This is a genomic window from Chitinibacter sp. ZOR0017, from assembly GCF_000799095.1.
Classification (GTDB): domain Bacteria; phylum Pseudomonadota; class Gammaproteobacteria; order Burkholderiales; family Chitinibacteraceae; genus Chitinibacter; species Chitinibacter tainanensis.
This window is the reverse complement of record NZ_JTLG01000010.1, coordinates 75,304-100,620: the sequence shown is the minus strand read 5'-3', so window position 1 is coordinate 100,620 and position 25,317 is coordinate 75,304. Positions and strand designations below refer to the sequence as shown.

General features: G+C 56.8%; 23 protein-coding genes. 10 read left to right on the top strand and 13 right to left on the bottom strand.

Annotated elements, in window-relative coordinates; translation table 11 throughout:
• The first annotated feature begins 214 nt into the window (after nucleotides 1-214).
• Nucleotides 215-2,542 carry an extracellular solute-binding protein gene (locus L991_RS16290; RefSeq protein WP_052190553.1) on the top strand — a complete coding sequence of 776 codons (2,328 nt, stop codon included), beginning with the start codon at nucleotides 215-217 and terminating at the stop codon, nucleotides 2,540-2,542.
• A 131-nt stretch (nucleotides 2,543-2,673) separates the two neighbouring features.
• Here the strand turns inward: L991_RS16290 and L991_RS03370 are convergent, their stop codons facing one another.
• Together L991_RS03370 and L991_RS03365 are read right to left on the bottom strand one after the other, a co-directional pair.
• Complete coding sequence (locus L991_RS03370) at nucleotides 2,674-3,732, bottom strand: glycosyltransferase family 1 protein (protein WP_047392224.1); 1,059 nt, start codon at nucleotides 3,730-3,732, stop codon at nucleotides 2,674-2,676.
• Nucleotides 3,729-4,559: a UDP-2,3-diacylglucosamine diphosphatase gene (locus L991_RS03365; protein WP_034619901.1), complete on the bottom strand. Its 831-nt coding sequence runs from the start codon at nucleotides 4,557-4,559 to the stop codon at nucleotides 3,729-3,731. The genes L991_RS03370 and L991_RS03365 overlap by 4 nt, the downstream gene beginning before the upstream one ends.
• Before the next feature lie 118 nt (nucleotides 4,560-4,677).
• Between L991_RS03365 and L991_RS03360 the strand changes: the two genes are divergently transcribed.
• The 7 genes from L991_RS03360 (at nucleotide 4,678) to L991_RS03330 (ending at nucleotide 10,665) form a co-directional block, all read left to right on the top strand.
• On the top strand, nucleotides 4,678-4,896 hold the full coding sequence (locus L991_RS03360) for a DUF1289 domain-containing protein (RefSeq protein ID WP_052190552.1): 219 nt from the start codon (nucleotides 4,678-4,680) through the stop codon (nucleotides 4,894-4,896).
• A gap of 145 nt (nucleotides 4,897-5,041) precedes the next feature.
• Nucleotides 5,042-5,980, top strand: coding sequence for an ankyrin repeat domain-containing protein (locus tag L991_RS16285; RefSeq protein ID WP_052190551.1), 939 nt, complete (start codon nucleotides 5,042-5,044; stop codon nucleotides 5,978-5,980).
• Between the two features lie 272 nt (nucleotides 5,981-6,252).
• Nucleotides 6,253-6,492 (top strand): FeoA family protein, encoded by a 240-nt coding sequence (locus L991_RS03350; RefSeq protein ID WP_028450958.1) that lies wholly within the window; start codon nucleotides 6,253-6,255, stop codon nucleotides 6,490-6,492.
• Nucleotides 6,489-8,777 carry a Fe(2+) transporter permease subunit FeoB gene (gene feoB, locus L991_RS03345; protein WP_047392222.1) on the top strand — a complete coding sequence of 763 codons (2,289 nt, stop codon included), beginning with the start codon at nucleotides 6,489-6,491 and terminating at the stop codon, nucleotides 8,775-8,777. Before L991_RS03350 ends, feoB begins: the two co-directional genes overlap by 4 nt.
• 26 nt (nucleotides 8,778-8,803) lie before the next feature.
• On the top strand, nucleotides 8,804-9,028 hold the full coding sequence (locus L991_RS03340) for a FeoC-like transcriptional regulator (protein WP_034619899.1): 225 nt from the start codon (nucleotides 8,804-8,806) through the stop codon (nucleotides 9,026-9,028).
• Between the two features lie 20 nt (nucleotides 9,029-9,048).
• Nucleotides 9,049-9,819 carry an N-acetylmuramoyl-L-alanine amidase gene (locus tag L991_RS03335; protein ID WP_197053790.1) on the top strand — a complete coding sequence of 257 codons (771 nt, stop codon included), beginning with the start codon at nucleotides 9,049-9,051 and terminating at the stop codon, nucleotides 9,817-9,819.
• A gap of 117 nt (nucleotides 9,820-9,936) precedes the next feature.
• Complete coding sequence (locus tag L991_RS03330; protein ID WP_047392218.1) at nucleotides 9,937-10,665, top strand: ABC transporter substrate-binding protein; 729 nt, start codon at nucleotides 9,937-9,939, stop codon at nucleotides 10,663-10,665.
• Between the two features lie 118 nt (nucleotides 10,666-10,783).
• Here L991_RS03330 and L991_RS03325 read toward each other — a convergent pair whose 3' ends face one another.
• The 10 genes from L991_RS03325 to lysA all read right to left on the bottom strand — a co-directional run bounded on the left by L991_RS03325 (nucleotide 10,784) and on the right by lysA (nucleotide 21,148).
• Nucleotides 10,784-13,051: an arginine/lysine/ornithine decarboxylase gene (locus tag L991_RS03325; RefSeq protein ID WP_047392215.1), complete on the bottom strand. Its 2,268-nt coding sequence runs from the start codon at nucleotides 13,049-13,051 to the stop codon at nucleotides 10,784-10,786.
• Nucleotides 13,052-13,153: 102 nt separating this feature from the next.
• Entirely contained in the window at nucleotides 13,154-13,786 is a 633-nt protein-coding gene (locus L991_RS16835; RefSeq protein ID WP_081986468.1) for a prepilin-type N-terminal cleavage/methylation domain-containing protein, read from the bottom strand.
• Nucleotides 13,771-15,096, bottom strand: coding sequence for a PilX N-terminal domain-containing pilus assembly protein (locus L991_RS03320; RefSeq protein WP_047392211.1), 1,326 nt, complete (start codon nucleotides 15,094-15,096; stop codon nucleotides 13,771-13,773). The genes L991_RS16835 and L991_RS03320 overlap by 16 nt, the downstream gene beginning before the upstream one ends.
• Nucleotides 15,086-15,697: a PilW family protein gene (locus tag L991_RS16280; protein WP_231550475.1), complete on the bottom strand. Its 612-nt coding sequence runs from the start codon at nucleotides 15,695-15,697 to the stop codon at nucleotides 15,086-15,088. Before L991_RS16280 ends, L991_RS03320 begins: the two co-directional genes overlap by 11 nt.
• A gap of 2 nt (nucleotides 15,698-15,699) precedes the next feature.
• Nucleotides 15,700-16,230, bottom strand: coding sequence for a GspH/FimT family pseudopilin (locus L991_RS16830; RefSeq protein WP_081986493.1), 531 nt, complete (start codon nucleotides 16,228-16,230; stop codon nucleotides 15,700-15,702).
• 2 nt (nucleotides 16,231-16,232) lie between these two features.
• Nucleotides 16,233-16,694, bottom strand: coding sequence for a type IV pilin protein (locus tag L991_RS03310; protein ID WP_047392209.1), 462 nt, complete (start codon nucleotides 16,692-16,694; stop codon nucleotides 16,233-16,235).
• Nucleotides 16,695-16,818: 124 nt separating this feature from the next.
• The gene (locus L991_RS03305; RefSeq protein WP_047392205.1) at nucleotides 16,819-17,805 is read right to left on the bottom strand and encodes an L-threonylcarbamoyladenylate synthase; all 987 of its coding nucleotides are present in this window, start codon (nucleotides 17,803-17,805) and stop codon (nucleotides 16,819-16,821) included.
• Nucleotides 17,806-17,979: 174 nt separating this feature from the next.
• On the bottom strand, nucleotides 17,980-18,534 hold the full coding sequence (locus tag L991_RS03300) for a DJ-1 family glyoxalase III (protein ID WP_047392203.1): 555 nt from the start codon (nucleotides 18,532-18,534) through the stop codon (nucleotides 17,980-17,982).
• Nucleotides 18,535-18,581: 47 nt separating this feature from the next.
• A complete protein-coding gene (gene gltS / locus L991_RS03295) occupies nucleotides 18,582-19,787 on the bottom strand; it encodes a sodium/glutamate symporter (protein WP_047392201.1) in 1,206 nt (401 codons plus the stop codon).
• Nucleotides 19,788-19,900: 113 nt separating this feature from the next.
• Complete coding sequence (gene lysA, locus L991_RS03290; RefSeq protein ID WP_047392198.1) at nucleotides 19,901-21,148, bottom strand: diaminopimelate decarboxylase; 1,248 nt, start codon at nucleotides 21,146-21,148, stop codon at nucleotides 19,901-19,903.
• Between the two features lie 102 nt (nucleotides 21,149-21,250).
• On the opposite strand from lysA, the gene L991_RS03285 reads away from it, so the two are divergent.
• Nucleotides 21,251-22,153: an ArgP/LysG family DNA-binding transcriptional regulator gene (locus tag L991_RS03285; RefSeq protein ID WP_047392195.1), complete on the top strand. Its 903-nt coding sequence runs from the start codon at nucleotides 21,251-21,253 to the stop codon at nucleotides 22,151-22,153.
• A 54-nt stretch (nucleotides 22,154-22,207) separates the two neighbouring features.
• The gene (locus L991_RS03280; RefSeq protein WP_047392193.1) at nucleotides 22,208-23,170 is read left to right on the top strand and encodes a D-2-hydroxyacid dehydrogenase; all 963 of its coding nucleotides are present in this window, start codon (nucleotides 22,208-22,210) and stop codon (nucleotides 23,168-23,170) included.
• A 345-nt stretch (nucleotides 23,171-23,515) separates the two neighbouring features.
• Here the strand turns inward: L991_RS03280 and L991_RS03275 are convergent, their stop codons facing one another.
• Nucleotides 23,516-25,306 carry a TrkA family potassium uptake protein gene (locus L991_RS03275; RefSeq protein ID WP_052190548.1) on the bottom strand — a complete coding sequence of 597 codons (1,791 nt, stop codon included), beginning with the start codon at nucleotides 25,304-25,306 and terminating at the stop codon, nucleotides 23,516-23,518.
• Nucleotides 25,307-25,317 lie beyond the last annotated feature (11 nt).

The following is a 25,317-nucleotide window of genomic DNA, read 5'->3' as shown; positions in this document are numbered from 1 at the left end:
CTTACTAGCAAATGGCCTCTCGGCCTTTCTTTTCAATATTCCTCAACCATAATTAATCGTGCGGCCCATGCTGCATTGCGGGATTGGCGCAACAATTGCCACGCCAAGTGCTGACTTGCGATGATCCCCAATTGCCAGATCGATTATTCTCTTGCTTTGGCGGCTAGGCCGCCGTATCTGCGCAAAACCAACGAATGACCTGGGAAATAACAATATGCCGATTCGTACTCTGATCCTGATGCTGGCTGGCGGGGTGTATTTTGTGAGCCTGCTGGCGATGAGCCTGCTACTTGAGACTCAACAAGGCACCTTGTGGCTGATTGGCCTCGTGGGTTTGGCCGCGCTCTTGGGTGGGCTATGGTTTGCCACCCGGCGTAATCTGGGGCAGCTGCAGGAACTGCGCGATGCGATTCGCCAGCAGGCGGGCGCACATGGTGATCTCACCCAGCGCTTGCCAGTGTTTCCGGGGGAAGTAGGCGAAATGGCCGAGGCCTACAATCAGTTTGTGGCCAAGTTTCAACGTGTGTTGCGCGATGTGCAGCGCGAAATGGAAGGGCTGGCGATCAGCCTGCATGAATTAAGCGCTGTGACCGCGCAAATGGCCAAAGACACGCGCAGCCAATCGGATTTTGCGGCGTCTTCCGCCGCCACGGTGGAACAAATCACCGTCAGTATCAACCACATTGCCGATAGCGCCCGGGATATGGATGCGGTCGCCACCGAAACCCAGCATATTTCTACCGAAAGCGCTGAATCGGTGCAGCGGGTGTCGGAAGAAGTCGGCAAGGTATCGAATGCCATGGTGGCTTTGGGCACGACCATGGATGGCCTGGGCGAGCGCTCGATCGAGATCAGCGGCATTATCGGCGTGATTAAAGACATTGCCGATCAAACCAATCTGCTGGCACTGAATGCCGCCATTGAAGCCGCCCGCGCCGGCGAGCAAGGCCGGGGTTTTGCGGTGGTGGCCGATGAAGTACGTAAACTGGCCGAGCGCACCAGTCAGGCTACGATCGAAATCGCCCGAAAAATTGAATCGGTGGGGCTGGAAACCGACCGCGCCGTCAGCAATATGGCCGTCACCTCCAAACAAGTTGGCCAAAGCGTGACGCTGGCTGATGATGCGCGCTCGCATATGCTGGATATTCGCCAGCGTATGGATCATGTGGTGAGCTTGGTGCGCCAGATTGCTGACTCAACCACCGAGCAATCATCCGCGGCGGTGTCGATGGCGACTTCCGCCGAGCAAATTAATGTGATGACCATGGCCACCGATTCGGCCTTGCAGCAAGCAAGCAAAACGATTCTGTCGCTGGATGACCGTGCCAAGCGCCTGCTGGAAATCGTGGGTAGTTATCGTTTGGCCGATATTGAGGTATTGCACTGGTGGCAGGCTTCGAGTGAGGCCAAAGCCGTATCGGCGATTAAAGAGTTGCTCAATCAGCGAGATCACCACTGGGTGGATGCACAAATCGGTGGCGATAACCCGATGGGCTCGCTCAAGCAGCGGGTGGCTGGCGGTAATCCGCCGACCGCCGCGGCGATTGGTGGGGTCAAAATCCAGAACTGGGCCAAAGATGGTGTGCTGGCCGATCTCACCGAAATCGCTCGCCGCGAGCGCTGGTCCGAGCTGTTGCCGGCGGTGCTGGATCGGATGATGCAGGCCGATGGTAAGTATGTCGCGGTGCCGCTGGGGGTGGCGCGGGTGAATATGATGTGGATTAACGCCGCGCTATTCAAACGCATGGGCATGAATGTGCCCAAAACCTGGGATGATTTTTTCACCGTGGCCGAGCGGTTTTCGCAGGCCAATATCCCGATGCTGGCGCTGGGCGATCAACATTGGCAAGTGGCTACCATTTTTGAAGCCTTGGCCTTGGGGCAGGGTGGGGCTGATTTTTATGTGAAGGCCTTTAGCCAGCTGGATCAAAGCGCCTTAACTGGCCCGGCCATGCTCAAAGCGCTGGAAACCCTGCGCCGGATGAAGCCGTATTGCACTCCAGATAGCGCCGGCCGCGATTGGAATCTGGCCACCGCCGATGTGGTGAATGGCCGTGCCGCGCTGATTATTCAGGGGGATTGGGCCAAGGGTGAATTTGTGCAGGCCGGCAAAGAGCAGGGCGTGGATTATCTGTGCATTCCATCGCCTACCTTGAATGGTGAATACAGCTTTGCCGCCGATACGCTCACCATGTTCCGCCTGAAAGAGCCGAAAGCCATCGCCGCGCAGCAAGATTTTGTGAGCCTGTTGATGAGCCGTGAAGGGCAGGAAGTATTCAACCTGTACAAAGGTAATATCCCGGCGCGTACGGATGTGGATCTGGCACGATACGATGATTACGCCCGCCAGTCGGCGCGTGAATTTGCCGATGCGGCGCACAAAGGCGTATTGGTGCCGTCGTGGGCGCACAATATGGCGGTGCAGGATGATGTGCGGATGGGCTGGTTTGAGGTGGTACATACCTTCTGGCGCAATGACAATATGACCGCCCAAGAAGCTGCCCGTCGTTTTGCTGATGTAGCACGGATTAATCGCTTCTAGGGGTATATCTAGCCAAGCCCTGATTATATTTGCTTGGCTGCAGATACCTGCCGATGTATGTTATTTCGGCAGCATTTAAAAACCCGGCCTAGGCCGGGTTTTTGTTTGGGTGCGTATGCAGTTTTGGCGTCTTATTCGCCACCCGCGCCTTGCTCGATCAGCTGTAGCTCTTGCTGCGCCGTCTGGGTAAACGGATGCAGGTGTGAAAGGAACTGGCGGCTTGCGGCGGCCCACGAGTAGCGCTCGGCAAAGCGGCGTACTTCGGCGCGATCCAGCTTCAGCGCGCCAATGCAGGCCTCGCGCAAATCTTCGTGCAGCGAGCCGGGGCCGTCGGCGCCAATTACATCAATCGGGCCGGTAACAGGATATGCGGCCACCGGGCAGCCGCAGGCCATGGCTTCGAGCAGCACCAAGCCAAAGGTATCGGTTTTGCTCGGGAACACAAACACATCGGCGCTGCTATACACCTCGGCCAGCTCGGCTTGATTGAGTACGCCCAGCCAGTGCACATTCGGCATATTGCCGTATTGTGCTTTCAGGCCCGCGGCCGCAGGGCCATCGCCCACCACCCATTTACTGCCGGGCAGATCCAGCTCAAGGAAGGCTTGCACATTTTTCTCGACCGCCACCCGGCCGACATAGACAAAAATCGGTGCGCGTGACGCCAGCTTGTCGCGGCGACCCGGTTTGAAGATCTCCAGATCAACACCGCGTGACCACAGCACCACGTTTTTAATCCCGCGCGCTTCCAGATCTTCGACCACGACCCGGGTCGGCGCCATCACGGCCTGAGCCGAATTGTGAAAGCGGCCAAGCCAGGCGTAAGTCCACGCCAGCGGAATGCCAAAACGCAGCTGCACATACTCTGGAAAGCGCGAGTGATAGGCAGTGGTGTACGGCAGTTTATTTTTCAGACAGTACTTGCGCGCCGCCAGGCCCAGTGGGCCTTCGGTTGCAATGTGAATCGCATCAGGCGCAAATTCGCGCAGGCGCTGATTGACCTTGCTGCCCGGGAAAATCGACAGGCGAATGTCTGGGTAAGTGGGGCAAGGGATGGTTTTGAATTCCAGCGGCGTGAGTAGGTCCACAGTGTGGCCCATCTTTTGCAGTTCGGCCCGAGTTTGCTTGAGGGTGCGAACCACGCCATTAACTTGCGGCTCCCAGGCATCGGTCACGATCATGATTTTCATGCGTTTGTACCTCGATTAAGTGAAATGGCAGGGGTCAGAGCGGGGGTAGGAAACAGGGCGCGTAGCTGTTCGGTCTGTTCGGCATACATTTTTTGCCAGGTAATGACCTTAAGCTCGCCAGAAGGTAGTTCAACCAAGGCGGTGAGGCTTTCGACCCAATCGCCGTCGTTACAGTACAAAATGCCGTTGATATCGCGCATTTCGGCTTTATGGATGTGGCCACAGATCACGCCATCCAGCCCGCGGTTTTTGGCCTCGGCGGCTACGGCTTCTTCAAAATCATTGACGAAATTCACCGCCTTTTTCACCTTGTGCTTCAGGTATTGCGACAAGGACCAATACCCAAGGCCCAGCTTGGCGCGCAGACGGTTAAACCATTGATTGAGCTTAAGCGTGATGCCATAGGCGCGATCGCCGACAATCGCGAGCCACTTGGCACATTGCACCACGGCATCGAATTGATCACCGTGCAGGACCAGATAGCGTTTGCCATTGGCGGCGGTGTGGATCACTTCATCTTCGATCTTGATCTCGCCAAACATCAGACCAATAAACTGACGAGCGGCTTCATCGTGATTACCGGGAATGAACGTGACTTGCGTACCTTTGCGGGCTTTACGCAACACTTTCTGGATGACATCGTTGTGGCTCTGATGCCAGTACCAGCTGCGCTGCAGCGCCCAGCCGTCGATGATATCGCCGACCAGGTAGAGGTGATCGCATTCGGTGTGCTTGAGAAAGTCCAGCAAATACTCGGCTTGGCAGCCCGAAGTGCCGAGGTGGACGTCCGAAATCCAGATACTGCGAAAGCGTAATTCATTCGCCATTAATGCACTCCGTGATCGGTGTAAAATGATCATGCACAGCCAAAATGACAAATGTGCGACCGCCGCATGAAGGAAATATGACGACGGATCAATGACCTACCGAACTGGAAAAACCTGCATGAGCCAAAACTACCGCCCTGATTCGCCGTGTATTGCGGTGTGTTCAACTGCCTTGGGCGATGAAGTCTGCCGCGGCTGCGGGCGCACCGTGCGCGAAGTGGCGATGTGGGTGGCTTTGCCCGCGGATGAGAAAGAAGCCATCTGGCAGCGCCTAGAGGCCAACTGGGCCGCCCGTGGCTTGCCGCCACCGTGGCTCGCGCGCGATCAGCGCAGCTAAACGCAAGCACAACCCCGTTAATCACCTGCCTGCGCGCATGCAAACCGCGCGGTAAAACTACCATGCCACTGTGGTATTGCTGCCACGCGCGCGAGGGCCGGGCGGCGATATGCTGGTCTCATTGAATTTTCCGTGAGCCCCGCGTATGTCTGATCTTGCCCAGCTATTGCACCAACTTGGTTATCCCGAACTGGTTCCTGTGCGCCTGCAGCAAGAGCAGCCCACCTTGGTGGCGCGGATTGTGCAGCGCTGGGGTAAGGAAACGCTGGGCGATGAGCTGCTGGCTTTTCTCACTGCCGATCAACAGACGGCCACACCCTTATCCGCTACGGCGGCGCAGGAGCTGATGCGCATTTCGATTGTGTACGCCGATTTATGCGCCAAACAGCAGGCTTTATGGGCCAGCGAGCGTGAGCAAGCCAATACCCAAACTTATGCCGATGGGTATTTGCGTCAACGCCAGCATATGAAAGCAGTTGCGGCGTATACCCCTACGATCTATCACGATGGCCCGGCCACTGTCATGCCGCAAGAGCAGGATTTAGTGCGCTGGAGCCCGCTAATGCAGGCCAGCTTTATGGGCCGGCTGACCGAAGTGGAACGTTTACTCGATATCCAGCAAGGCCTCGGGCTGGGTGAAACCGATGCCGATGGCTATCAGGCCTTGCATCTGGCGGCCATGCAGGGCCACGCCGAAGTGGCGCGTGCTTTGCTCGCCGCCGGGGCCGAGGTAGATCCGCCGAGCCGGCGCTTATCGCGCCCGCTCTTGTTGGCCGCTGCCGCCGGGTATTTGCCGGTGGTGGAGGTCTTGCTTGATTTTGGCGCCGAAGTGGCGCTGTGCAAGCATGACGGGCGTACGGCCTTGCATCAGGCCGCGGCCAATGGCCATGAAGCGGTCGTATTGCGCTTATTGCAAGCCGGGGCTGATGTGCTGCAGGAAGATCAGCGCGGGCAGAATGCCTTGATGCTGGTGCCACAAAATAAACCCCGCTTGTATGAGTTACTGCTGCAGGCTCGCCCGGGCCAGCCGCAAGCCCGGCCGCCAGTACTGGTGTTTCAGCCATGGATCGATTGGGGCCATTAAGCCCGTGCGCTGTGCGGTGAGCAGGCTAACGCTGAGCGCCGTGCTAGGCCGTGCGGCGGGGCTGAGCGACCTAGACTCTGCCCCTTGAGCTACGCCCCCTTGTTGCGGCTGGGGCTATGGCGCAGCAATTCTGTGCTTTTCGCTCGCGTTTCGCGCGGGCCGCGTTGCGTTAAAGATTGTTAACCATTCTCATTTCTTCTTGATGTGCGGCAAATTCTCATTACCATTCATACCCTATAGTGAATGCTGCCCTGTATCAGAAAGGATCTGCCATGCAATTGGCTCAGCTTAGCGCCGGTCAAGCCGGCACCATCGCCGGTTTTGCCCCCGGCAATCGCAGTTACCGGCAACGCTTATTGGCCATGGGGGTCACGCCGGGCGCCGCGTTTAAGGTGGTGCGGGTGGCGCCTTTGGGCGATCCTTACGAAATCATCATCCGCGGCTATACGCTCACTCTGCGTAAGCATGAAGCCGCCATGCTCACCGTGGCCTTGCTGGAGGTTGCGGCATGAGCACCCCATTTACCATTGCGCTCTTGGGCAACCCGAACTGTGGGAAAACCACGCTGTTTAATGCCCTAACCGGCAGCCGGCAGCAAGTCGGCAATTGGCCCGGTGTGACCGTTGAGCGCAAAAGCGGCCAGCTGCGCCAAGGCCCGCAGCAGGTGGAAGTCGTCGATCTACCCGGCGTGTATTCGCTGAACGCGGCGCCGGATAGCTCGGCCGATGAGCAAGTGACCCGCGATTACATTCTGTCTGGTGCGGCGCGATTTATTGTCAATATTGTTGATGCCAGCAATCTGGAGCGTAATCTTTACCTCACCACGCAATTGCTCGAGCTGGGCGTACCCACCCTGCTGGTGCTGAATATGATGGATGTGGCCGAAGCGCAGGGCATCGAGATCGATGCTTCAGCCTTGGCCGAGCGGATTGGTTGCCCGGTGCTGGCGATTTCGGCGAGCCGTAAGCGCGGCATCGAGCAGCTCAAACAAGCCATCTTTGCCCAGCAAGCCAGCGCACCGGGTATGCAACTGGATTTACCGGCCGAAATCAGCGCCGCGGTCGCCGCTTTAACGCAGGAAGTGGCGCCGATCCACACCGCGCAAAATCTCAGCCCCGCTTGGCTCGCGCTGAAATTGCTCGAGGGCGATCATCTGGCCGAAACGCTTTGCCCCTCGCTACGTAAAAGCGTGCAGCAATGGCAGCAGCAGATTGTGACGGCGCTGGATTTAGACGCCGATATTCTGATTGCCGATGCACGCTATCGTTTTGCCAATCAGCTGTGCGCCCAGGTGCGCACCGACAAGGGCCGCGTGTCGCGGCATGTGACCGAGCAGATTGATCGCTGGGTGCTCAATCGCTGGCTGGGCTTGCCGATTTTTCTGGGCATTATGTATTTGATGTTTTTGGCCACCATTCATCTCGGTTCGGCCTTTATTGATTTCTTCGATCAAAGCTTTGGCGCTATTTTTGTCGATGAGCTGGGCAACTGGCTCACCCACTGGCAAGCGCCGCAATGGCTGGTGGTGATGCTGGCCAAGGGCTTGGGCGCCGGGGTGCAAACGGTGGCGACCTTTATCCCGGTAGTAGGTTGCCTGTATTTGATTTTGTCGGCACTCGAAGATTCAGGCTATATGTCGCGCGCGGCCTTTGTGATGGATAGAGCCATGCGCTCGCTCGGTTTGCCGGGTAAATCATTTGTGCCGCTGATGATCGGCTTTGGCTGCAATGTGCCGGCGATTATGGCCACCCGTACGCTGGAAACCCGCCGTGATCGTATCCTGACCGCGATGATGGCGCCGTTTATGTCTTGCGGCGCGCGCCTGCCGGTGTATGCGCTGTTTGCGGCGGCGTTTTTCCCGCGTAATGGGCAAAGCGTGGTGTTTGCCCTCTATCTGACGGGGCTGGTGGCAGCGGTGCTGACGGCGTTTTTGCTGCGTAAAAGCCTGCTGCCAGGCGATGGCGCGCCCTTGGTGATGGAATTGCCGCTCTATCATCGGCCGACTTTGGCCACGGTATGTCGCCGCGCTTGGGATCGGCTGCGCGATTTCGTGCTCAATGCCGGCAAAATGATTGTGCCGATGGTGATGGTGCTGTCGCTGCTGAACTCGGTAAATACCGAGGGCACCTTCGGGCATGAAAATACCGAAGAATCCGTGCTGGCGCGGATTGGCCAGCAGCTGGTGCCCGCGTTTGCGCCGCTGGGGATTGCCGAAGACAACTGGCAGGCGGCCGTTGGTGTGTTTACCGGCGTACTGGCTAAAGAAGCCGTGGTGGGCACGCTTAATACCCTCTATACCCCGGCCAGCAGCGCCAGCGATGAGCCCGAGCCGCAGCTGATGGAAAAACTCGCAGCGGCGCTGGCGACCATCCCGGCTAATCTGGCCGAAATTGCCAACAAGCTCAGCGACCCACTGGGCATCAGCATTGGCGATGTGAGCAACCAAGCCGCCGCGGCCGAAGAGCTCAAAGCCAGTACCGCCACCTTTGGTAGCATGCAGCAGAAATTCGCTGGCGGTAGCGGGGCGTTCGCCTTCCTGCTGTTTATCTTGCTGTACACGCCCTGCTTGGCCGCTCTGGGCGCGTTGAAAGTGGAATTAGGCACGGGCTGGATGGCCTTTGCGGCGGGCTGGACATTATTTTTGGCCTACACGGTATCCACGCTGTATTACCAGCTTAGCCATTGGCAGAGCCTATCGTATCCTGTGGTGGCAGCCGTGGCGCTGGCATGGGCGGTGGTGATTGTGGCTGGGCGGTGTGTGGCCAGAAACCCGAAACTACAAGCCGCAGTGGCTTAAACCCACTCGGGGTATGGGAGGCAATAATGGGTTTGCTTGAATTACGCGATTATCTTAAAGGGCGGGGCGAGGTGAGTACGCGCCAGCTGGCCGAGCATTTTGCGGTCGAGGCCTCGGCCATTGAGCAAATGGCGCAGGAATGGCTGCGCCGCGGTAAACTGACGATGACCCCGGGCAGCTGCAGTAGCGGCGGCAGCTGCGGCGGTTGCTGCGCCAGCCCGCTAGGCAATTTATATCGCTGGCTAGATTAATAAATCATGAGGGTATTGCCTTGCAGGCCTTAATAAAATTAGCCCTAATAGCAATACCCTGCCTTTATTCTGCTGCTGCACCTGCCGCCAAAATTGCCCTTGATGTCGGGCATAGCCTCAGTGCACCAGGCACCACCAGCGCCTTTGGCGAAACCGAATTCAGTTATAACCTCGCTGTCGTGGACGTAGTGGCCGCCCGCTTACGGGCAGCGGGCCATCACGTGACCGTGATCGGCGCCGATGGCCTGCAAACCGAGCTCAAGCCGCGCGCGGCCGCGGCCAGCGGGCATGATCTGTTTATCTCGTTTCATCATGATTCGATGCAGGAAGCGTACCTCGACGAATGGGAATGGCAGGGCCAGCGGCTGAAAATGAGCCGCATGTTTGCCGGTTATTCCTTGTTTGTGTTTAACGCCGATCCGCAATACGCCAATACCACCACCGCCAGCAGTCCCAGCCATCCGGCGGCGGGCACGGGCCGGCATTTGGCTGTGAGCCTGGCCTGCGCCCGCCGGCTGGCAGATGAATTACAGGCGCGGGGTGAGCGGCCCACCTGGCATCATGCCTTTGGGATTGCCGGCAGCAATCGAGCGCTGCTGGATGAGCCACGCGGTATTTATCAGGCTAATTTTGCCGTGCTGCGGCATAACAGCGTGCCGGCGATTTTGTACGAAGGTGGCGTCTTGCCGCATCCGGATGAAGCCACCCGGCTAAAAACGCCGGCGCATCGCGCCTTGGTGGCCGACGCGGTTCTGGCGGCGCTGGATTGTTTAGCCCCCACTCAGCCCTGATTTGCCAGCCGCTAGGGCGCTCGCTTATATTGAATAACCCCGATTGCTGACAGGTTGCGCATGCGCTGGCTGCTAAATTTGCTTTGTGCCGGATTCCTGACGCCATGGCTAGCACTTATGCCGCGGGCGCAGGCGGCTGAGCCGCTGGTGCTGGTGAGTGATCCATGGTGCCCGGTGGCCTGCGGTGAGCAAGACCCCCGTCCGGGCTATGTGGTGGAACTGGCGCAGGCGATTTTCGAGCCCTTGGGCTATCCGGTGCAGTATCAGATTGTGCCGTTTTCCCGCGCGGAAATGCTGGTCAACCGTGGCGAGGTCAGCGGCTTTATCGGCGTGTTGCAACTACCTAAGCGCCAAAGCTGGCATTTTCCCAAGCATCCGCAAGCCGTTTCGCGCGTGTGTTTTTATACGTTGCCTGGCCAACGCTGGCAGTTTAGCGGTTTAGCCTCGCTCGAAGGCCTGCGCCTCGGGGTGATTCGCGGCTACAACTACGGGCCGGAACTCGAGCCGCTGTTGCCGCTGGCCCATCGTGATGAAATCAGCGGTGTGGATGCGCTACGTCGGAATATGGCCAAGCTGCAGGCTGGGCGCGTGCAGGCCCTGGTCGAATACGAATTGGTGGCGCAATACCAGCAATTCAGCAGCGGCCTGAAGCTGCGCAATGCCGGTTGCACCCAGACGGCGGATGCCTTGTTTCTGGCGTTTTCACCGCAACAGCCGGGAGGTGCCAAACTGGCGCAGCTTTTGGATGAAGGGATGCAGCGAATGCGCAAGAGTGGCGAATTAGCGCGGATTTTACAGCGCTATGGGGTGCAGGATTGGGTGAGTGGAGCGAAAGAATTGAAGTGATACCATGATAGGGTATTGCTCTGCATCGATTATTTGATGATGAGTTTGATGATATACCCCTTGAAGTAAAAAACCGGCCCAGTGGCCGGTTTTTGTTTGTGTTTGCTGAGTCGCTGGCTTAGCTGGCCGCCACGCAATCAACAAAGTAATGCGTACCGCTGGCATCTTTCTCGGCCACCAAGCCATGGGTGTAGGTCTCAAAGCCCGGGAAGCGGCTATTGAAGGCGCGCACGAATTTCAGATAGTCGACAATCGTTTTATTGAAGACTTCGCCCGGCACCAACAGCGGAATGCCCGGTGGGTAAGGGGTTAGCATAACTGCAGTCACGCGGCCTTCTAGCGCATCCAGCGGCACACGCTCGATCTCTTTGTGTGCCATCTTGGCAAAGGCTTTTGATGGCTTCATCGCGGGCACCAGATCCGACAGATACATTTCGGTGGTCAGTTTGGCCACGTTGTTTTCTTTGTAAATGCCGTGGATTTGCTGGCATAGATCACGAAGGCCAACGCGCTCGTATTGCGGGAATTGCGCGATGAACTCCGGCAAAATGCGCCATAGTGGGGCGTTTTTGTCGTAATCGTCTTTGAACTGCTGCAGCGCCGTTACCATCGTGTTCCAGCGGCCTTTGGTAATGCCGATGGTGAACATGATGAAGAAGGAATACAGACCGGTTTTCTCGATCACCACGCCGTGTTCGGCCAGATATTTGGCCACAATCGCCGCTGGAATACCCTGATCGGTAAAGTCACCATCCACATTCAGACCGGGGGTCAGGATTGTGGCCTTGATTGGGTCGAGCAGGTTAAAGCCTTCGGCAATATCGCCAAAGCCATGCCAGTTTTCGCCGGCTTTGAGCATCCATGCGTCACGGTGATCCAAGCCTTCGTCGGTCAGATCATCTGGGCCCCAGACTTTAAACCACCAGTCGCTGCCGTATTCCTCATCCACTTTGCGCATCGCGCGGCGAAATTCCAGCGCTTCAGCCAGTGACTCTTCCACCAAGGCCGTACCACCCGGCGCTTCCATCATCGCTGCCGCCACATCACACGAGGCGATAATCGCGTATTGCGGGCTGGTGGAGGTGTGCATCAGGTACGCTTCGTTGAAGATATCGCGATCGAGCTTATTATCGGTGGCATCTTGCACCAAGATTTGCGAGGCCTGCGAAATCCCGGCCAGCAGTTTGTGCGTGGATTGGGTCGAGAAAATCATCGAATCTTTACAGCGTGGGCGGTCTTCGCCAATCGCGTGATAATCGCCGTAAAAATCGTGGAAAGCCGCGTGCGGCAGCCAGGCTTCGTCAAAGTGCAGCGTTTCGATCACGCCGTCCAAGAGGCCTTTGATTTCTTCCACGTTGTACAGCACGCCATCGTAGGTAGACTGGGTGATGGTCAATACGCGTGGCTTGATATTTGGGTTTTCGGCCAGTTTCTCGCGGCAGAATGGATTGGCCAGCATTTTTTGGCGAATCGATTCCGGCTCGAATTCGCTGCGCGGAATCGGGCCGATAATGCCGTAGTGATTGCGCGTCGGCATCAGGAAAATCGGCACTGCTCCGGTCATCATGATCGCGTGCAGGATTGATTTGTGGCAGTTACGATCCACCACCACGATATCGCCCGGCGCAACGGTCGAGTTCCACACGATTTTGTTCGAGGTGGATGTGCCGTTGGTCACGAAGTACAAATGGTCGGCGTTAAAAATGCGCGCCGCATTGCGCTCTGATGCCGCTACCGGGCCGGTGTGATCGAGCAGCTGGCCGAGTTCTTCCACCGCATTACACACGTCAGCGCGCAACATGTTTTCACCAAAGAACTGGTGGAACATCTGGCCCACCGGTGATTTCAAGAACGCCACGCCGCCCGAGTGACCAGGGCAGTGCCATGAGTACGAGCCGTCTTGCGCGTAATTCGTCAGCGCGCGGAAAAACGGCGGTGCGAGGCTATCGAGATAAGATTTGGCCTCGCGAATGATATGGCGCGCCACGAATTCTGGCGTGTCTTCATGCATATGAATAAAACCATGCAGCTCGCGCAGAATATCGTTGGGGATGTGCCGCGCAGTGCGGGTTTCGCCATACAGATAGATTGGGATATCCGGATTGCGGCGGCGGATTTCTTCTACAAAGCCGCGTAACTGCGCAAGTGCCTCGGCGGTTTCCTCTGCTGAGCCACCGCCAAATTCTTCGTCGTCAATCGACAAAATAAAGCCCGACGCACGGCTTTGCTGTTGGGCAAACGAGGTTAAATCACCATAGCTGGTATAACCCACCACATCCATGCCCTCGGCCTCGATGGCCGCCGCCAATTCACGGATACCGGAGCCGCTGGTGTTTTCCGAGCGGAAGTCTTCGTCAATGATGACGAGGGGGAAGTAGAAGCGCATGGTGGTTCCCTTTCGACAAAAAAGAACAAAAGGGCCAATTTGGCCCCTTCGTTAATAAAGCGCGATTTTAACGCAGACTGCCCGAAAAGAATGAAGTTTTCGTTAACTGCAGTCACCGAGGTCGGTCCAAGCATTTTGCCAAGCCCAACCTGCACCTGGTGCATATGGGCCACCAGTTGAGCACCAACCGGCAACCTTGCAGGAATATTTCCTTCCAAGATTTTTTACAACCGCATTATTTGCATAAGTTGAGCCATCAACATAAGCCGCTGCACTGCAAGTGCTTGGTGTCGTAGTCGGGCTAGCGCTAGCCGCTGGGCTTGGCGTTGCTGCGCTGGCTATGCTGGTGACGCCAACTTGGGTAGCGATGGACATTTCTTGTTTGGTGCCATTTGCATCAGTCCAGCAAACGTAGATGGCTAGATTTTTAGCATTGGTTAGGGAGCCAACGTTAGTTACAGTCCAGATTCGATGTGGAGTGGAGTCGGCACAGCTCCCCGGGTCTGAGCCTGATGAAAGTAGCGAAAGATCTTCCGAGCGGGCTTTGTCAATGAGCAGTTGAGCTGAAGCAATTGCCTTGGCTCTGTCATTGCTGTATCGAACACTTTTATAAAGATTTCCATTGAAGCCAGCGAGTGCCAGTAATCCGACTGATAAAATCAGGACCGAAATAAGAACTTCAAGCAAACTGAAGCCAGATTGTTTCTGCAATCCCATTTTTAAAAGTCTCTCCATGATCCCAGCGCAAGGTTAGCTTGAACGCTACCACCATTTGGATTGCGCGCGTAGCCGGGCTGAACATAAACGCCGAGGGAGGCATTGACTGACACGTTGCCACCAAATGCAGCGGTGCCGTCGACTCTTAAAGAGCCTGCTGGCTTTGAGCCGACTGGGTCAGTGAGTGTATTTCCACCAACATATAAAAATCCCCAGATACCTACCGATGAATTCATGGTGAAATCACCATTCACCACAACTTCTACCCCAGTGATGCCATTTTTATTTTCACCATATCCGAAGTTGGCGATCGCAGTTGTACCTGTATCCAAATTGCCATTTACAAAGATACGATTTTGCCCCTGACTCAAGCAGTTTTGCAGATCAGCAGCAGAAGCTGATGAGCCTGAAGGTGGGGTAATGACACATGCCGTTTTGGGGCTGGCCGCAGCTTGTGTAGTGCGCTCATTGAGGAGTTGCGACATCGTTTTGCCAGGGAAATATTTCTCAAAATGCTCTTGCTTGCTAGCGGTGCCGGTTGTTGAATAATTTGGGGTTAGCCGATCGCCTGGATTGTTTTGGCAATTCGTTTGGCAGCCTGTTACTTGCCCCAGACCACCTCCTACTCCTGTAATGCTGCCAACACTAACTCCGCAGTTAAAGCGAGTGTCATTCATCAGTAGTGCATGAATTGAAGAGCCATTATTGACTGTGGCAGCACCATTGATATCCAGTGCACAAGCAGGTTGAGCAGCTACCGTGAATTCGGTAGTAACAAAGGCCGCTGCATAACCACAGTCCGTGGTATCTGCACAACCGCGTGAGACAAGAATAAAGCGATTTGGTGTTGCAGTGGAGCTGAGATAAATTTTATAGGCTTGAGTCGTGCTTGTGCTCGCACCGGTATTGTCTTTGGGCGCCACTAGAGTCGTGTCTACATTGCTAACGGAAACCGCATTGCTAGTGTCGTGTTTATAGGCAGCAGCATCGCTATTAATGTAGTTATGAGCATTTAAACGGCTTTGATTGTCAAAGCTAGAGTTTAAAGTCAAAGTGCTGCCTGATTGTGAGAAATAGGCTTGCCAATTTGTGGTAGGGTCGGTGCCACTTAGTTGGGCCATAAATCTTGCCAAGCCAGCTTGAGCCGCTTCTAGGGCTTGCGCTTGTTTATATTCATTGCTAGCACTGCGTTGTTCAATAATGACAGATCGATTCGTGTACAGCGTTAGTACACCAAGAATAAGCAAAATGAAAATGGAAACCAGTAGTGTGGCAACGCCGCGTTGCTTGTTAAATGCAATGACGTTGGCAGATGCATCATGAACCATTAACTGCATCTCCTTTGAGTGGTGAGTTAGGTAAAACAATCCGCAGGTTTTGTGGCAGCTTTACCGTTGTGTCGCTGCTTAACTCTGCGTTTGCCTCTACCTGAATGCTAGGCCGGTTGGTATTTATGTTAAATAAACCTAACTTGAATTGTGTGTATCGTACCGCTGTCGCTGCTGTGACTGCAGTCCAGTCCGTGTTGACGGCACAAGTGTTATTAGTATTTCCACTTGTTTTCATATAAATTCGGCCATCTGTATTGAGTAGAAAACCGCTATTGCGCAAGTTACCACGTTCATCGATGTAGCGGTAAATGACACAATTATAATCCGGTAGGCTTGAGTCTGTTTTGCCTAAGTAGATAGTTTTTACCAGCGCTTCATCGGTATGACCTACGGGAGCGTAGCCAGAGCGGCGTATATCTCGTTGAATTAAATTAGATGTACTGCGCACTTCCTGTTGTAATTTGCTTTGGGATAGTAGGTCTTTGCTGGTTTTAAGTGTGCTTAAAAAGTATGAAAAAGCTCCACCGATAATTATCAGGCCTAGCGCTAAGGCGATTAGCACTTCGACCAGCGTAAAACCTTGTTGATTTTTTTTCATGCTCAACATGCGTCCGGATATCCAGCAACTTTCTGAGTGCCGGAGGGTGAATTAATGCACACGCTTCCAATTACGTTTAAGTTGACAGCAGCTTTAGCCGCCGAATTTTCAATTGACAGAATTTGAATGCTACTTAATGTACCGTAGGAGCTACTTACAGGAAGGCCACGGACAGGGTCGAAAATTATCGTGTTAAATCCAGTTTTGCTTAAAGTGATGCCAGTAGGTGTGCTGACTTGTTTTAAGCTGCAATAACTAGAATTTGAGTCGTCGCTTATGGTGCAGTTGCAACTAGTGCTGCCGCTGATCATGCCATAACAAGAGCTGCGTACGTCTAATTGTACTGGGTTGTTACTACGAATTGCTTCAGTTCTTGCGAGAATCAAATCTTGTGCAAAGTTCTCAGCAAACCCTTTTACACGATGAATGGCTATGTATTGAGAAAGACTTGGCGCAGCAATAGCTAGAACAATTCCAAGAATCACGATAGTGATTAACATTTCAATGAGTGTGAAACCGTTTTCTTTGATCATTTTTATTGGCTAATGCAAGTTTTGTTGGTTCCACTGGAGTTGTCATAATAGTTACTGTTGCCGTTGCTAACGACTAGTCGCATTGTTTGGCAGGCGGTTTTGTCACTTAATTGACTACCAAGTGCCTTGGCGGAAACTATATATCCGGTTGCAGTATTGCTTGAAATATTAACGCAGTAATACCCATTATTCGATTTGATGCCATCGTTGCCACCACTTCCTGTTGCATCACAATCTGGAGCTTTGCCAAGCAACGTACCAATTGAACCTGAATAGCCACTTTGATTGGCTCGGTATTTTTCTTGAAGTTGCTGGACTTGACTTAGCATCGTTGTTGCATCTGATCGTCGAGCTTTGCGCACGTAATCTTGGTATGACGGAAATGCGATTGCGGCCAAGATGCCGATAATCACCACAACGATCATCAATTCAATCAGCGTAAAACCGCCAGCTTTGCGGGGCATGCCTGCTCTCCAATTTGGGTTGGTTGCATCGTAAGGTTTTTGCCTTACAGCCGCAAGAGTGGGTGTGATCTGAGGCGCAGAGCGGTCAGTTATGCACGATAAGTGGTTATTTTTAGGTGCCTGTTTAAGACAACTTGTGATGTGCGGCACGGTGTAGCCGATCTTGTACCGCCAGCCATTCGGGCGTGTGTGGCGGTAGCTCGAGCAATAGGGCGTCGTAGCCGGCCAGATCCAGCTGACGCAGGGTGGCGTACAGCGCTTGAGCGTAATTGTCGCTGTCGGTTGGCATTGGGTGCAGTGGATAAGTGGCTGATTGGATGGCCGAATAGCTCAGCACCACAATCCGTTCGCCCGCCGCTTGGCGTTGGGCGGCCGCCGCCATGATCTGCTCGGCGTGGCCGGTAATCAGCGTGGTACGCGGGGCGTAGTGCGAATCAAGCAATCCGGAGACGCGTTGCTTGGCGGAATGCTGATTGGTGTGATGTTCCAGCGGATGGCCTAATACCGCTTCGATGGCGGTGCGGGAGACGCCGCCAGGGCGTAAGAGCTTGGGCGTATCGCCAACCAGACTGACAATCGTGGATTCCACCCCCACCGCGCAGGGGCCTCCGTCCAGCACCAATTGCAGCACCTCGGGGCTAAATTCGCCACGCACGTGCTCCGCAGTGGTGGGGCTTACATGGCCAAACTGATTGGCGCTAGGGGCGGCGAGGCCCCCGCCAAACTCGCTGAGCAAAGCATGAGTGAGTGGATGGGCGGGCGCGCGTAGGCCGACGGTATCTTGGCCGCCGGTGACGGCGGGGCTGACATGCGGCTGGCGTTCCAGAATCAGCGTGAGCGGGCCGGGCCAAAAGGCTTCGGCCAGCAGATAAGCTTCATCAGGAATATTCTGCGCCCAGGCGGCCAATTGCGCGGCGCCGGCAATGTGCACAATCACTGGGTGATCGGCCGGTCGGCCTTTGGCGGCAAAAATCTTGGCCACCGCCGCGGGCTGGCTGGCATCGGCCGCGAGGCCATAGACGGTTTCGGTGGGAATGCCGACCAGCTCTCCGGCGCGCAATAAAGCCAGAGCGGCGCTGATTTCGGCGTGGGGGAGCGGGGTATGCGACATGATGGCGAACTCTAAACAGACAGTGCGCTCATTATATCACCCACGGGGAGGGCAAGCCCGGTGGCGACGGTGTGCAATTGATGGCATGGGTATTGCTCGAAGTCCTATTTGAATCAATGCCCTCATGCTAATACCCCGTTACCGTATCGGCTCTTCCCCGCGGGTTCAGGCGTTTTAGAGATACAGCATGGCGCGGCCAACGGCGCTGGCGGTGGCATCATCGCGCAGCTGGCGAACCAGCTCGAGAGCAAATAAGCCCGCGGTGGCCGGGCCGCGTGAGGTGGTGATTAGGCCATCGGTGACCACATTAAAGGCGCTGACTTTGGCGCCATGCTCGCTCAATGTCGCTTCGCAACCAGGAAAACAGCAGGCGGCCAAATCGCGCAACAGCCCAGCTTTGGCCAATACCATCGGCGCGGCGCAGATGGCGGCCACGCGCCGGCCGGCGGCAAACTGGCTGTGCAGCCGCCCAGCGAGCAAAGGATGCGCCAGCATATGCTGTGTGCCCGGGCCGCCCCCCGGTAGCACCACTAGATCGGGTATCTCGCTGGCAGCCTCATCAAAGCTAAGGTCTGCGGCAATACCCACATTGTGCGCGCCAGCCACCACCCCGGCGGCAGCGGTGCTGACCAGATGAGTATTAATGTCGGCGCGGCGCAAGATGTCCACGATGGTGATCAGCTCAACTTCTTCAAAACCGGGGGCCACATACACATGAGCCAAAGGCATGGAATACTCCTAGCGGGATAGCGGTGAAAGTGCGGATCTTGCTCAGTTTAGTAAATCGGCAAAGCCATAAACAGCTTGATGATGATGGCGTTGGCAATATCGATAAAGAACGCACCCACCATCGGCACCACAATAAAGGCCAGATGCGAAGGCCCAAAGCGATGGGTGACCGCCTGCATATTGGCAATCGCGGTGGGCGTGGCGCCCAGCCCAAAGCCGCAATGTCCGGCGGCCAGCACCACGGCATCGTAATTAGCGCCCATCACCCGGAAAGTCACCCACATCGCGTAGGCGCCCATCGCCAAGGCTTGCACCAGCAGGATCAGTAGCATCGGCAAGGCTAGGTTTGCCAGCTCCCACAGGCGCAAACTCATCAGTGCCATGGCCAGAAACAGCGACAGGCTTACATTGCCCAGTACCGAAATTTCACGATCAAAGACCTGATACCAGCCCAGACCCGACAGTACATTGCGCAGCAACACGCCGTTAAACAGCACGCACACAAAGGTGGGTAGCTCAAATGCCGTGCCGGCCAGTGCTTCGGCCAACATATGCCCACCGGCCAGGCTTAAGACGATCAGTGCCAGTGATTCGATAAAGGAATTCACGGTGATCAGGCGTGTGGCTTGTGGCTCTTCAAACATACCCGGGTCTTGATCTTGATTATGCTCGGCGCCAGGTGGCGTGACTTTTTTAAGCAGGATTTTCGCTACCGGTCCACCGATCAGCCCGCCCAAGACCAGCCCAAACGTGGCGCAGGCCATCGCCAGCTCGGTCGCGCCATTGATACCAAATTGCTCGCTAAAGACCTTGCTCCAGGCCGCGCCAGTGCCGTGGCCGCCCGAGAGGGTAATCGAGCCCGCCAGCAGGCCCAAATGGCCGGGCAGGCCTAAAAGATTGGCCAGGCTAATCCCGATGATGTTTTGCAGCAAAAGTAGGCCCAGCACCACGCCGAGGAATTTCACCATCACTCTGCCGCCGGCACGCAGGCTAGCCAGATTAGCCGAGAGACCAATAGTGGCAAAAAAGGCCAGCATCAGCGGGGTTTGAATGCTGGTATCGAATTTGACGGTTACCCCGGCTACTTGCTGAGCCAGCAGCAATAGGCCCGCCACCAGGAGGCCACCGGCCACCGGCTCGGGGATGGTAAAGGCTTTTAACGGTGCGGTTTTTTCCACTAACAGCCGGCCCAGTAGTAGCACCAGCGAGGCGGCAACCAGCGTGCCATAAAGGCCAATCGGAATAGGTGGCATAGAAACTCCCAACAAACGGCCCACCGGGCCGTAGACATGACAATGGCTTGCAGATAGTGCAAGCCATTGTAGGGGAGTGCGGCGCGTGGCCGCTATTAATTAATGCCCTTGCCTTAGTCGGCCGCCAGCTCGGTTTCCAGTGCCAACAGCTCGGCAATGCTTTGCCGGCGGCGAATCAGCCGCGCGCTGTCGCCCTCTTGCAGCAGCTCGGCAATCAATGGGCGGGTGTTGTAGTTGCTCGACATGCTCGCGCCGTAGGCGCCGGCATCGTGAAACACCACCAAGTCGCCAATTTCGGCGGTAGGCAGGGCGCGCGGGGTGACCACGCCGCCTTCTTCCTGGGTAAATACATCGCCCGATTCGCACAAAGGGCCGGCCAGGACAGTAGCGCGCAGCTCGCCAGTGGCGGCGCTGCCATCGGCGCGCAGTACGCTCACCTCGTGGTAGCTGCCATACATGGCCGGGCGCATCAGATCAGAAAAACCGGCATCCACCAGCACAAAATGATTATTGCCAACATCTTTTTTCGCCCGCACTTCGGCCACCAGCTTGCCGCTTTCGGCCACCAGGAAGCGGCCCGGCTCGATTTCCAGATGCACAGGGTGGCCCAGATGGGCTTCGATTTCTTTACGCGCCGCATCCCACAGGCTGAAATAATGCGCGGTATCGATGCGCTCGCCGCCCACCCGATACGGAATCGACAAGCCGCCGCCAGCGGAAATCGCACGAATATCGCGGCCCGATTCTTTCACTTGCGCCACCATCGCTGCGCATACTTCCTGCAAATGGCTGTAATCCACGCCCGAGCCAATGTGCATATGCAGGCCCACCAGATCGAGCTGGTATTGCTCGATCAGCGCCAGCGCTTGCGGTAGCTGTTCATGCCAGATGCCGTGCTTGCTTTGCTCGCCGCCGGTATTGGTTTTCTGGCTATGGCCGTGGCCAAAGCCGGGGTTGATCCGCAGCCACACGCGGTGGCCCGGGTGCGCCTGGCCCAGCTGCTCCAGCATCTGCGGGCTGCCGCAATTGACCTGAATATCCAGCTCAACCACGCGGTCTAAGGTGGCGCGATCCAGCAAATCGGCGGTAAAAACAATGTCGTCACTGTCGGGGCCGGCCTGAAAACCGGCGGCCAGCGCGCGCTCGATTTCGCCCAGTGATACCGAATCCACCTTCACGCCCTGCGCGCGCATCAGGCGCAGGATATGGGTATTGGAGTTGGCCTTTTGTGCAAAGCGAATGGTGTCAAACACCTGCAGCTGGCTGATGCGCTCGCGGATCACGGCCGCGTCATAAGTCCAGAACGGGGTGCCGTGTTCGGCAGCGAGGCGGGCCAGTTGCGGGCCATTCAGCGGTTTCATGGCAAACTCCAGATCATTGCAGTCAAGTGGTGATGCGGCTATTCAAACAGAGCCCTTATCCGTGGTAAAACGATAAATTCTCTGCCCACCCGAAATTGGCTTATGTTGGATTACAAATTGCTCGATGCGCTGGATATGGTGCTGCGCTGCGGCAGCTTCGAGGCCGCCGCTAAACGCCTGCATCTGACGCCATCGGCCATTTCACAGCGCATTCGCCAGCTGGAAGAGCGCCACGGCGAAGTGCTACTCCGCCGCGATACGCCGCTCTCGGCCACGCCCACCGGCGAAAAATTGCTGGCCCATGTGCGGCAAGTGCGCGCACTGGAAGGAGAGCTGAGCGAGCAATTACGCGCCGAGCCCGCCAGCCGCAGCTGGCTCACCCTGCGGGTGGGGGTGAATGCCGATACGCTGGCGCTGGGTTTGTTGCCCGCTTTGGCGCTGGCGCTGGGCGAGGCGCAGCTCTTGCTCGATTGCGTGGTCGATGATGAAGCCTATACGCTTGATCTGCTGCGCTCAGGCGAAGTCTCTGGGTGTATTAGCACGCAAGCCAGCCCGGTGGCTGGCTGTGGGGTAATACCGCTGGGGAGTATGGAGTACATCGGCGTGGCTACGCCGGGCTTTAGCCATGATTACTTCAGCGCTGGCCTTAGCTGCGCCACCTTGGCCGCCGCGCCGGCGGCGGTGTTTGGGCATAAAGAAAGCCTGCACCGCCGCCTGCTACGCGAACGCTGGGGCCTGCTGGAAGGCCAGTATCCCTGCCATGTGATCCCCGAAAGTAATGCCCTCTTTGCCGCCGCGCAGGCGGGCTTGGCCTACGCCGTGGTACCGCAGCAGCAGGCCGCCGCCGGCTTGGCCGCCGGCCAGCTGCAAGCCTGGCCCGAGTTGGCGGCCAATGTGCCGCTGTACTGGCATCACTGGGCGCGGCAAACTCGCCCCGCCCGCGCACTGGGCGCCGCACTGCAGGCCTTTGCCCAGCAGCATTTGCAGCCGGTCACGGCGCAATAATGTACCCACTTGTCGATTTTTAAGTTCGGCGCCACCGCGCCGACTGGATGCCTGATGACCGAACCGCTGATTGTATTTCTGGATGCCGCTACTTTGCCGGTGCCGCTTAAACCCTTACCGCTACCCCATCGCTGGGTCAATCATGCCCACACCCGCGCCGATGAAGTGGTGGCGCGCTTGCAAGGGGCGACGGTGGCGGTGACCAATAAAGTCGCGATCACGGCCGAGATGCTAAGCCAGCTGCCGCAGCTGCGGCTGATCGCCGTGGCGGCCACCGGGTTTAATAATATCGATATCGCCGCCTGCCGTGCGCATACGGTGGGGGTGTGTAATATCCGAGACTACGCCATTCATGGCGTTGCGGAACATACCCTAATGCTAATGCTGGCCTTGCGGCGGCAATTACTCAGTGACCGGCAGCGGGTGCAAGCGGGCGAATGGCAAAACGCCAGCGGTTTTTGCCTGCCGGCCAATCCGGCGCTCGAGCCGCCGCATGATCTGGCCGGCAGCCGGCTGGTGCTGGTGGGCAGTGGGGCGCTGGGGCGGGCCACGGCGAAATTGGGCGCCGCTTTTGGCATGCAGGTGTTTTTTGCCGGCCGCAAAGGCCAGCCTGAAACCCGCCCCGGCTATTTGCCGTGGGAGGAGGCGCTGCGCACCGCCGATGTGTTGAGCATTCATTGCCCGCTCACCGACGACACCCGTGGCCTGATTGGTGCCGCAGAGCTGGCGCTGTTGCGGCCTTCGGCGATTGTGCTGAACACCGCGCGCGGCGGCATTGTGGATGAAGCGGCACTGCTGGCCGCGCTGCACCGCCGGCACATTGCAGGCGCAGGGCTGGATGTGCTGAGTAGCGAACCACCGCGGCAGGGCAATCCACTGTTGGACGTACAATTGCCGAATCTACTGATCACGCCGCATGTGGCTTGGGCCAGCGTGGAAACCATGCAAACTTTGGCTGATCAGCTGATCGACAATATCGCGGGCTATCTCACCGGCGCACCGCGTAATTTGCTGTGAACTGTGGTGAATAATGGGGCAGCTGTGGCGGGCGCTACATTGAAAGCTCGCTGTTTTCCCAGATGTGCCCACGGGCGCTAGGTGCGCGAAAGGCCCGCTGAGATTGCGCGTTTTAGCTATTCACTTGTCCTGTACACAGCCCGCGTGCATAGGCTTTGGTATAGCTTGTGGGTAAGTGGGCTAAGCCATTGTGCCGGTGATGTTTTTTAATGATGCCTAATTTTTGTGCAGGTGCGCCCAGCAAAATTAGCTTATCCCCGTGGGCTGCGCACAGCCGCTGGGGTAAGTTGTGGACAAGCGCTTTAGTGGCCTGATCTGCAAGGGGAAAATGTTGCTGCCTGTTTTTTAGGCATTTTCGTTCGGCGGTGTGTGGGTGGCGGCCGCTGCCGGATCCCGTTCCTGATCCAGCTCGCGGTTCCGTTGCCGTTCGCGTTGCCGCTCTTGTTGCCACTGGGCCCAGCGGCGGAATAGCCAGCCTTGTGGTTGCTCTTCACCGGTGCGAATGTAATCGAGCAGGCCGATGTTCTCTTGCACTGCGGCGTGGGCCAGCCGCGCATGGTGATCGCCAATAAACAGCACTTCATCGCCAAATTGCAGCCGCGTGCTGCTGGCGGGCAAGAGCTGATCCACCCCCGCATGCCGGTGCAACAGCGCCACGCAGCGTAGCGTATCGCCATGATTGAGCGCATCGTGGGTGTAATGGCCGATTTGCAGCGGCGGCGTGGGCTGCGCCAGCATGGCGTGCACGGCGGAGGTGTTTTGGGCATTAAAGCGCACCCTCCAGATTTCCGGCACCTGGCCTGCGCACAGCTGGTGCAGCTGCGGCAAAAACTCGGCGGCCCAGTCTTCACTTTGCTGCTGAATCAACGCCATCGCATCCGCCAGCAGCGGGTTTTCCATCGCGCGCAAGCACTCGTGCGCAATAATCTGCGCCCGGATCGAGGTGATATTGGGTTTAAAGGCTTCAAACAGTAGGTGATTGTGGGTGAGGTTTTGCCGCGCCACGGTAAAGAGCTGCGGGTTGATTTCCCGTGCAGTGGCCAGCGCCGACAGATTATTCGCATCGTGATCATGGCTCACCAGCAGGCCCACCGCGCGCTCGATACCAGCAGCCTTGAGCGAGGCGGCATCCACGCCCAGCGCCTGAATAAATTCGGCAGGCGCCAGCTGCGCTTGCGGCTCTGGGTCTATCACGGTAACGGTGCAGCCCGCGCGTAGCAGCGAGCCATGCACGGCGGCGCCAAAGCGCCCGTAGCCGACAATCACCCAATGCCCCACCGGCGGGCTGGGCTCTTCCACAATCGGATTGCCGGGAAAATCAGCCAGAATATCGCATACCCGCGTCACTTGCGGCTGCTGCAGGCGGCGGCTGAATTTGCGCCCCACGGTTTGAAACAGATTGATTACCTTGTTGGCGCCAAACGAGGCCATATTGTCCGCCACCGCTTGATTGCGGCTGCGGCAAATCGACAGTAACTTCGGTCGTAATACATAAGCGCCAATCGCGATCGCCAGATTGGCCTCTTCGTTGCCGGTAATCGCCAAGATGCCGATGCACTGCGGGTGCTCAATGCCGGCTATTTTTAATATTTCCGGGTTGGCCGCATCGCCGGCGTAGCAGGGGGTGTCAAAGCGAAAATTGGCCAGCGCAATCTCGTTCACTCGCTCTTCGCGCTGCTCGATGATCACAAAGCGGATATCCAGATCATCCAGCACCTTGCACAGCAGGCGGGCGGTCTGGCCATAGCCACAGATCAGGTAAAACGGCTCGGCCAACTGGCGCACTTTGCGGCGAAAGCGCGCCTGGGCAATCGCTTTGCGCAGCGTTTCATCGCGCATTAGCCCAAAGATTGAGCCAATCGCGTAGGCCCAGCCGGTCACCGCCAGATAAATGCAGCACAGCACCCACAAGCGCTGCTGATAGGTAAATGGATGCGGAATCTCGCCAAAGCCAATCGAGGTGGCGGTATAGCTAATAAAGTAAAAAGCGTGGAAAAAATCGATGTGATAGGGCCGGCCCTGATCATCCACGCCGGGGATCAAGACCAAGCCCAGCACGGCAATGCCGTAAATCGCGATCAGCATCACGATGGGCGCGCGCAAGCGCCGCAGCATTAAAAAGAAAATGCCATCCATACCGGCTTAAT